General features: G+C 49.4%; 8 protein-coding genes and 1 pseudogene. 2 read left to right on the forward strand and 7 right to left on the reverse strand.

Annotation, left to right across the window (positions count from 1 at the left end; all coding sequences use genetic code 11):
* Nucleotides 1-458 precede the first annotated feature (458 nt).
* A complete protein-coding gene (locus tag BGX12_RS14805; RefSeq protein WP_233246420.1) occupies nt 459-1,742 on the forward strand; it encodes an ATP-grasp domain-containing protein in 1,284 nt (427 codons plus the stop codon).
* Nucleotides 1,743-1,876: 134 nt separating this feature from the next.
* A complete protein-coding gene (locus BGX12_RS15600) occupies nt 1,877-2,065 on the forward strand; it encodes a hypothetical protein (RefSeq protein WP_146249981.1) in 189 nt (62 codons plus the stop codon).
* A gap of 207 nt (nt 2,066-2,272) precedes the next feature.
* Here the strand turns inward: BGX12_RS15600 and BGX12_RS14810 are convergent, their stop codons facing one another.
* The 7 genes and pseudogenes from BGX12_RS14810 to BGX12_RS16165 all read right to left on the reverse strand — a co-directional run.
* Nucleotides 2,273-3,415 carry a nucleotidyltransferase family protein gene (locus BGX12_RS14810; protein WP_109736801.1) on the reverse strand — a complete coding sequence of 381 codons (1,143 nt, stop codon included), beginning with the start codon at nt 3,413-3,415 and terminating at the stop codon, nt 2,273-2,275.
* Nucleotides 3,393-3,806, reverse strand: coding sequence for a putative toxin-antitoxin system toxin component, PIN family (locus tag BGX12_RS14815; RefSeq protein WP_199173980.1), 414 nt, complete (start codon nt 3,804-3,806; stop codon nt 3,393-3,395). Before BGX12_RS14815 ends, BGX12_RS14810 begins: the two co-directional genes overlap by 23 nt.
* On the reverse strand, nt 3,806-4,033 hold the full coding sequence (locus BGX12_RS14820) for a hypothetical protein (protein WP_101478857.1): 228 nt from the start codon (nt 4,031-4,033) through the stop codon (nt 3,806-3,808). Before BGX12_RS14820 ends, BGX12_RS14815 begins: the two co-directional genes overlap by 1 nt.
* A gap of 101 nt (nt 4,034-4,134) precedes the next feature.
* Entirely contained in the window at nt 4,135-4,287 is a 153-nt protein-coding gene (locus BGX12_RS15605; RefSeq protein ID WP_158236584.1) for a hypothetical protein, read from the reverse strand.
* Between the two features lie 10 nt (nt 4,288-4,297).
* Complete coding sequence (locus tag BGX12_RS15610) at nt 4,298-4,462, reverse strand: hypothetical protein (RefSeq protein ID WP_158236583.1); 165 nt, start codon at nt 4,460-4,462, stop codon at nt 4,298-4,300.
* Entirely contained in the window at nt 4,437-7,496 is a 3,060-nt protein-coding gene (locus BGX12_RS14825; RefSeq protein ID WP_146196380.1) for a hypothetical protein, read from the reverse strand. The genes BGX12_RS15610 and BGX12_RS14825 overlap by 26 nt, the downstream gene beginning before the upstream one ends.
* Nucleotides 7,497-7,535: 39 nt before the next feature.
* A pseudogene (locus BGX12_RS16165) lies at nt 7,536-7,676 on the reverse strand (hypothetical protein); the annotation flags it as partial.
* Nucleotides 7,677-7,811 lie beyond the last annotated feature (135 nt).

A 7,811-nucleotide genomic window follows, 5' to 3' on the forward strand; every position in this document is an offset into this window, starting at 1 on the left:
TGTAGATGTAAAGATAGCCTACGAATGGGAATCGGAATCGAGAGAATCATCTAGCAAGGCTGCCTAAATGCTTCCACACATGTTGATGATGCCTCAAAAAAAGCCTCATTAACACTCCTATACTATGGATATAGGACAATACCATGAAATTTTTTATTTGAACCTGCAAAGTGGTCCTTTGTAATCATCCGCAAGTCTTATACAAACGCAGACTCCATAATCGAGGCTTTTGACAACTTTATCAAACTAGCCAATGAGGCTGAAGACTAGCGTTTCGCGTTAGGGATAGTTACCCGTATGGGCCGAGACTTTAGGCTCGGTGAGCGAAGCGAGTATAGCCCGACCCCGGCGGCGGTTCTGTTGAGCTGGTCCCGGGAGCCGGGGGAACGCCCAAAAGTTGAGAGCAACCCGGATAGCCACGCAGCGAGCCAAGCGAACATAAACTTGTTTATTTTCATTTGGCGAGCCAGGGGATAGAGGCGAAGCCTCCAACCGTTTCTACGGACTACGATACATCCGACAAGCTGTACTTTGAACCGCTGACTCTCGAAGATGTCATGGGCATCTACGAACGCGAAAACTGCTACGGCGTTATCGTTCAGTTCGGTGGCCAGACTCCGCTTAACTTGGCAATGCGCCTGAAGAAGGCCGGCGCCAATGTGGTGGGTACAAGCCCCGAGGATATCGACCTTGCCGAAGACCGCGACTTCTTCAAGCAGCTGGTTGACAAGGTGGGCATCAAGCAGGCCGCCTCCGGCATTGCTCATAACGTTGAAGAAGCTCTCGCCATTGTCGAAGAGATCGGCTACCCCGTTCTCGTGCGCCCCAGCTTCGTGCTGGGCGGCCGCGGCATGGTGATTGTCTATAAGGAAAAGTACCTCCGCAAGTTCGTGGAAGAAGCCGCAGCCATCGGCGAAGGCAAGCCCATCCTTATCGACCGCTTCCTGGAAGACGCAACCGAACTTGACGTGGACTGCATCAGCGACGGCAAGACCACCGTTGTGGGCGCCATCATGGAACACGTGGAACCCGCAGGTATCCACTCCGGTGACTCCGCAAGCGTTATCCCGCCCATGACCCTCAGCAAGGACCTGCAGGAAAAAGTCCGCGGCTACGCCAAGGAATTCGCAAAGGAACTCCACGTGGTTGGCCTCATGAACATGCAGCTCGCCGTCAAGGATGGCGAACTCTACATGATCGAAGTGAACCCCCGCGCCTCCCGCACCGTGCCCTTCGTCTCCAAGTCCATCGGCGTGCCTCTGGCAAGCTACGCAAGCCGCTGCATGCTGGGCGAAACTCTCGAAGAAATCGGCTTCACCGAAGAAGTCCATGTTCCGTACGTGAGCGTGAAGGAAGCAGTGTTCCCCTTCGTGAAGTTCCCGGGCGTCGACGTGACCCTTTCTCCGGAAATGAAGTCCACCGGCGAAGTCATGAGCCTGGATCGCGACCGCGGCCTAGCCTACCTCAAGAGCCAGCTGGCCTCCGGCAACCGCATTCCGGGCCAGGGCAACATCTTCGTCTCCCTCAAGGACGAGGACAAGGCCCGCGCAGTGCCCCTGATCCGTCAGCTGGTGGAACTGGGCTACGGCCTCTACGCCACCCGCGGCACCTCCACCATGCTCTACAACGAAGGCATCAAGACCCGCGCCGTATTCCGCATTTCCCGCGGCCGCCCGAACCTGCTGGACCTCATCCACGACAAGGAAGTCCAGTGGATCGTGAACACCAGCGACATCCTTTAAAGCGAGGAAAACGAGAACGTTAGCGTTCTCACTTGACGAGCTATTGGATGGCATTCCATGCAAACCGGCGCCGAAGCCATGGTCGATGAAAGCAACGAAGCGAGTCAAGCGAGAATAAGCTCGCTTATTCTCATTTGACGAACGAGGCGATTGCGACAAAGTCGCAAATCCAGATGCGCAGCAAGGCAGTGGTCAGCGGCGTGCCTATCACCACCACCATCGCCGCCCTCACCTCCACCGTTGAAGGCCTCATGGACAAGCACGACTACGGCCGCTTCGAAGTCTGCAGCCTGCAGGAGTATCATCGTCACATCGTGAAGTAAGAGGATGTCATCCCGGACTTGTTCCGGGATCTCCTTTCACTAAAGTGTCATCCTGAGCGAAGCGAAGGATCCAGGGCGTTGCCCTTACGGGCCGGCCCCTTGCGCTATAAAAAGACCGAACTGGAAAAATCCAGTTCGGTCTTTTTGTCGTTCAGCCGCTTCGCGTCCGACCCCATACGGGCTGCGGGGCCTAACGCGAAAGCATTATCAGAACTTCACATCCCTAAGGGAAATCTTGCGCAGCCGGATTCGTGTCGAAGTATTCCCCACAAAAATTTTCCAGTAGTTGACTTCCGCCCAGAAGGTTTCCGCCAAATCGAAGCGCCAGTAACTTAGGGATTTCTTGCGCTTGCCAAACCACCAGTAAAGCCATTTGAGGCGACCGCCATCTGTATGGCGACCAAAGTTTCCGCCCTTCAGAATTTCCCGCAGGAGCCACCGCCCGCGGAATTCGTCGGGCTTACAGAGCATAAAACCATCATCAAGGCCAAACGATTCTCGAAGCAGCCACATGAGGGCCCCCGCAATTTTCCGCAGTCCAAAACGGTCCAGGTTCGCCATCAGCTCGCGGCGATCGCTTTCGCTGGAATGCCTAAGCAACACGTAATAATCTACAACCTGCCGGAGCCCTACTCCGCTGCGTATAAAATGGCGATAGATGTGCGACAGCTGCATGGCCAACGCAAACTTCGTGGAATGGGCGCAGAAACCTTCGGGAACCTCCACCGAGTTCAGGATTTCCCTGTCCAGATACTTCAGCAGCCGCCTTGTCGTAAACGGATTGTAGTTGCCCGAAGACGTACGGAAATGAACTTCCACATCAATTCCACGGTCATTTTTCATGTGGGTGTGGTGCGGCGAAGCCTTCAGCGATTCCTGCATTCCAGTTTCCCGCAGCAAACCCACGACGCTCTTTTTCCCGCCGGAAACCCAGATGTCGATGTCGCCCGGCTGCCGGCAAAGCGGATTCGGGTAAAGGCGGGCATTGGCCTGCCCCTTCAAAACGGCACAACTTCTGCCATGCCCCTTGAAAAACTCCGTGAGCTTTGCGGCTTCCACATTCAAAATCTTGTTCAGGCCACTAAAGGATTCCGCCTCGCTGGCCCACTGGAACATCAGTTCCATGGGAGGACGCAGTTCCTGGGGCAACTTCATCACCCCGTCAAACGCAAGCCCCAGAAGAGTCTGCCGGTCCGCCTCGTTGTAAATGCGTTCCCACTCTTCCGCAGACAGCCGCGGAAAACCATTACACAAAGCATCGGCATTTCCTTCACTCAGGGAGAGCTGTAACAGTTTGAACAGGTTAGAAATCATCAGGTTAAAGGACTTACGCCCTTTCAAGTTCTTCAACAAACTCTTTCAACGTTTTTAATGCAACCACAGGAAAATCAATGTCATTCAAAACCTTGAAATGACTATCGTTTGAAACGATATATTCAGCCTGTCCACAAATCGCGCAATCCACAAACTTGTTGTCATCAGGATCAACCTTAATCAACTCAAAATGCCAACTCGGTTCCACACGCACCAAATTTTTACGGTTTGTCAAAGCTTCAACAACAAGATGTGCCATGCGAGGGGAAGCGTGTTCAGACAAGATTTCCTCGTACTCAAGCAAAATCTCTGTCGACACACATAATTCAATTGAATTACCTAAAAAATCGGTCCATACTTTATGGTACGGACTTCGCGATGGCAAAGCCATCAAGAGGCAATTCGTATCAAGACAAATTCGACGCACTACAAGGCCTTATACGGAGTTCGCCAATGTTCTTTTCCGATACGCTCAATCGCATCGGCATCCAAAGTGCCATCATCCCACAAGCGATCGGCCTCTTCCTGCACCTTTTGGGCATAATATGCGGCAAGAACATCCTTTAATTCAAGGAGTTCTAAATCAGACTTGCAAAATCTGAACATATCTAAAAGATGCAACTGAACTGGATTTAAGGTTTCTGATACCGGCATAAAAAGCCTCCTTCCCTGAATATAAATAAAAACGCCCCTACAGACAAGAGTAAAGCCCCTTCGCAGGGGCTTTTATAGTTCACCGAAATAACGGAAGGTATTTAAACGTTCTTACAATCAACGGAATCAGGCATACCGTTATAGGAAATTCCTCCATGGTAATAACCATCGCTGCTGCTTCCCGACAACAAGCTAGCACGGGCCTTGAGCTTGATTTCCTTCATTTTCGGAGTCTTGTATTCTTTCTTCTGCATATTATTTCCTCTATTTTCCGATTATTATAACATCCAACGATCCCGGCAAATCATCAATCGGATCCTGAGAGCCGCTACCCTGGAGCAGGCTTGTGCGGGCCTTCAGCTTGACGATTTTCATTTCCGGCTTGACATAGCCGCACTTCGGCTTACTTGACAATGACTTTCTTTCCATTATTGTAGTAGGATCCTTTGACGGTGGGCTTTTTGTTGCCGAGGTAACGGCCGTTCAGGTCGAACCAGCGATTTTCTGCGGAGCGGAACTCACCGGTGCGGGTGTTGATGGTCCCGATGACGGTTGTACCCTCTTCGCCCCTGACGACCACATCCAGGGATTCAGGGAGTTCATCGATACTTGCGACGGCTGGAGCCGCCTTGAACAGTGCGGGAGCCATACTGCGAGATTCTCCAGAGTTACCCCCTGCATAATACAGGTAGGCGCGCATGGGATATGCGTAGGCGTTGCTTCCAAGCATTACAAACTGTCCGATACGTGCACCATCACGTTCCTCAGCAGCAAAACCGTATGACCTGCCAATATCACGATCACCTTCGTTCCAGACCTTGAAATCGTATGTGCCCACAAACTGCCAAATACCATCCTCGCTGGACATCGGACGTACACTGTTTAAATCAAATACCACACCGTTTTCCACAATTAGGCCGCCCACATCTTCTTTGGCAACAACAATGTAGGGGGTATTCGCATAAATGTGTCCATCACCTTCTTTGTCAACTTCGTCGAAGACAACCTTCTTCCAGACGCCGTTTTCCTTTACAACACCCTTGAACGAATAGAAGGTGAATCCGGGAACATTGTCTATATGCGTACCAAAGGGCAGCACGATGGTGGAAGGCTTTTCCGCCACAAATTCACGATTGAGAGTCACATCTCCAGTAATCTCGACGGCATCAAGATCGGCATCAATTTTTTTACTGGACTTTCCGTCGATAATTGCCCAAGAGCCATCCGCAGCGATAGTGGCAGAGCCGAAACCGATACGGGTTTTACCGTAGATTGGACGATATGTCTTAGCACCAGTCACATCCTGAATTTCAGGACTCCAGCCAGCAAAGGTGTAGGCATACATTTCATCGTCAGCCTTTTCTGGATTTTCTGGTGGCAAGTCAACGCCTTCAGCCGGAGTGCCATACTCGTATTCACGAGAGATGATTTCGTCACCCTCATCATCTACGAAGGTGACCTTGAACTTTGCAAGTTCCACAGTAACGAGAATTGGCTCTGGGGGAACATATTTTTCCCAGTTTTCACCTTCCTCAACCATGTAGTACACGAGATAGTCGCCGGTTTTATCTACACAGGGGATGGTTTCCGAGAACGATTCTTCTTCGAGTGTTCTGTAGAGCAGTTTGCCAAAGTTCGTGGTGCCGGGGTTGACGAGGGCAAGGCACTTTCCTGCATAACCCTCTTCGTTGGGAGTCGGGTTGGAAATCACCTCAGGAGTACCCTTTGTGATATTGAAGGTCTTGGAGACGGTTCCTAAACCTTCGTAATCACCCTTGAATGTAACCGTAACAGTTGCAGAAGAGCCAACATTTACATTGTTGGAGTAGGAATACTCATAATCAACACCTTCTGTGAAATTAAGAGAACCTAATGAAACCGTTGGCTTTGGTGTAATTGCTTCGCCTGTATATGTCTGATCCTCGACATCAAAAGCAGGGATTCCTGTATATATGATTTTACGTTCTCCATTTTCAATAATGCCGAAATAATCATTTTTACTTGCAGACACATCAATATCATCGTGCATATAGGTAACATCCTTACTAATGCTTGACGCATCAACTACAACAATATCATCGTAGATTGTAATTTCGCCAACTTCATTTGTGCAGCCAGGATAAGCATCTCCTGTTCCTATGCCGTTAGCAACTTTATCTCCATTCGGGGCTTTACCGTCAATAGCCTTTACAGTTCCTCCTTTGATGGTGATATTACCAAGAGTTACTTTCCTGTCACTACCTTGCAATATACCAGTACCAATACCTGCGCCATAGCTACCACCCTGGGCGGTGATATTTCCGCCTTCAATAACAACATCCCCACCAACAACATCATAATCAAGATTCCAAGCACGACTTAAACCAATACCCGCTGATTGGCTATAACCCGTTGCCGTCAAAGAACCGTTACCCTTAATCGTAAGGGTTGTTCCTTCACCACCAACCTGGATACCAGCCATATTCGTTGCGCCCTTCACAGTATTTTCTCTTTCAAGAATAATCGTAGCAGAACCGTCGCAGACAATGCCGCCGTTAATTATCGCACCAGAAAGGGTTATTGTTGCACCATCGGCAATATGAACCGTATAGCTAGTTGAGCCCGACAAAACATCTCCATTGATAGCAGCGAATGCACCTGGTGCCCGAGTCAAATCAATGATTTCATCACGTTGCACGTCAGCTGTAATCGTAATGTCCGAACCATCCACAACGACACTATACACACCATCTGTTGCTGTCAATGTATTAACACCATCCGACACATTTGATGCAGAATATGGGAAACTCGGTTTGAACTCAACCTTCGTCCCTGTCATATACGTTCCGTTACCATCAGCAGCAATTGACGAACCAATGATTTTCATACCGGTAGGCAGGGAGATGGAGTACGTCTGTAAAACATCTGCAGTTACAGTTACATCACCTTCAGGCATTACAAACGTGTACTTGCCATCGCCAGCACCTGTCAGTTCAAGGTTGTTTGTTCCGTCACTTACCGTTAAAGAAGATTCATTGGCCGCAGTGCCCAAAGTCAACGTGACCAATTCGCCTGCATATGCATACGCGACAGAGCCTACGCTAGCTTTCGCAACATCAGCTATCGTAACCAAGTGATTCTTTGCAATAGAACGAATTTCTCTTCCACCGCCTTTTTCTACATCATAGAATACAGCATCTTTTTCATCGCCTTCGACTGCGCTACTACCGCTGTAGAATGTGACCGCACTTGAACTTGCCAGTCCTTTTCCATCGTCCTTACTTGTAACAATTATCTTCTTCACACCATCGTAGATATTGATATTTCCGCAAGTGGGGTTACCGTAGCTAGTGGTCGCCATTCCTATTCCCTTGGCTTGTATAACACCACCTTTTATATCTATGACACTAGCGCTTCCATAACGACCACCTCCAATTCCTGCGCCATATCCATATCCATAATAATTGTCTTTTGCATCAATCACGCCATCATTAATGGTGATTGTTCCTACCGTTCCTTTATATCCAGATCCAATTCCTGCGCCATCATAACCTATAGCAGTGATATTTCCGCCATTAATGGTAATTTCTCCTGCTTTTGAACCTTTGCTGCCGCCAATACCCGCGTTGTATCGCGATTCTGCTGTAGCGATGAGTTTGCCCATTGTCGCTTCATCCGTCGACTGGGCAAATATTTTAAAATCAGGCTCTTCATCAACATGTGTGGGTGGCTTCGCCACCCTTTTTTGTTGACTTTCGCCTAAATTAAACAAAAAATGGGCTATTTTCTAAAATTTAAT

The organism is Fibrobacter sp. UWR4 (assembly GCF_003149045.1).
Lineage (GTDB): Bacteria > Fibrobacterota > Fibrobacteria > Fibrobacterales > Fibrobacteraceae > Fibrobacter.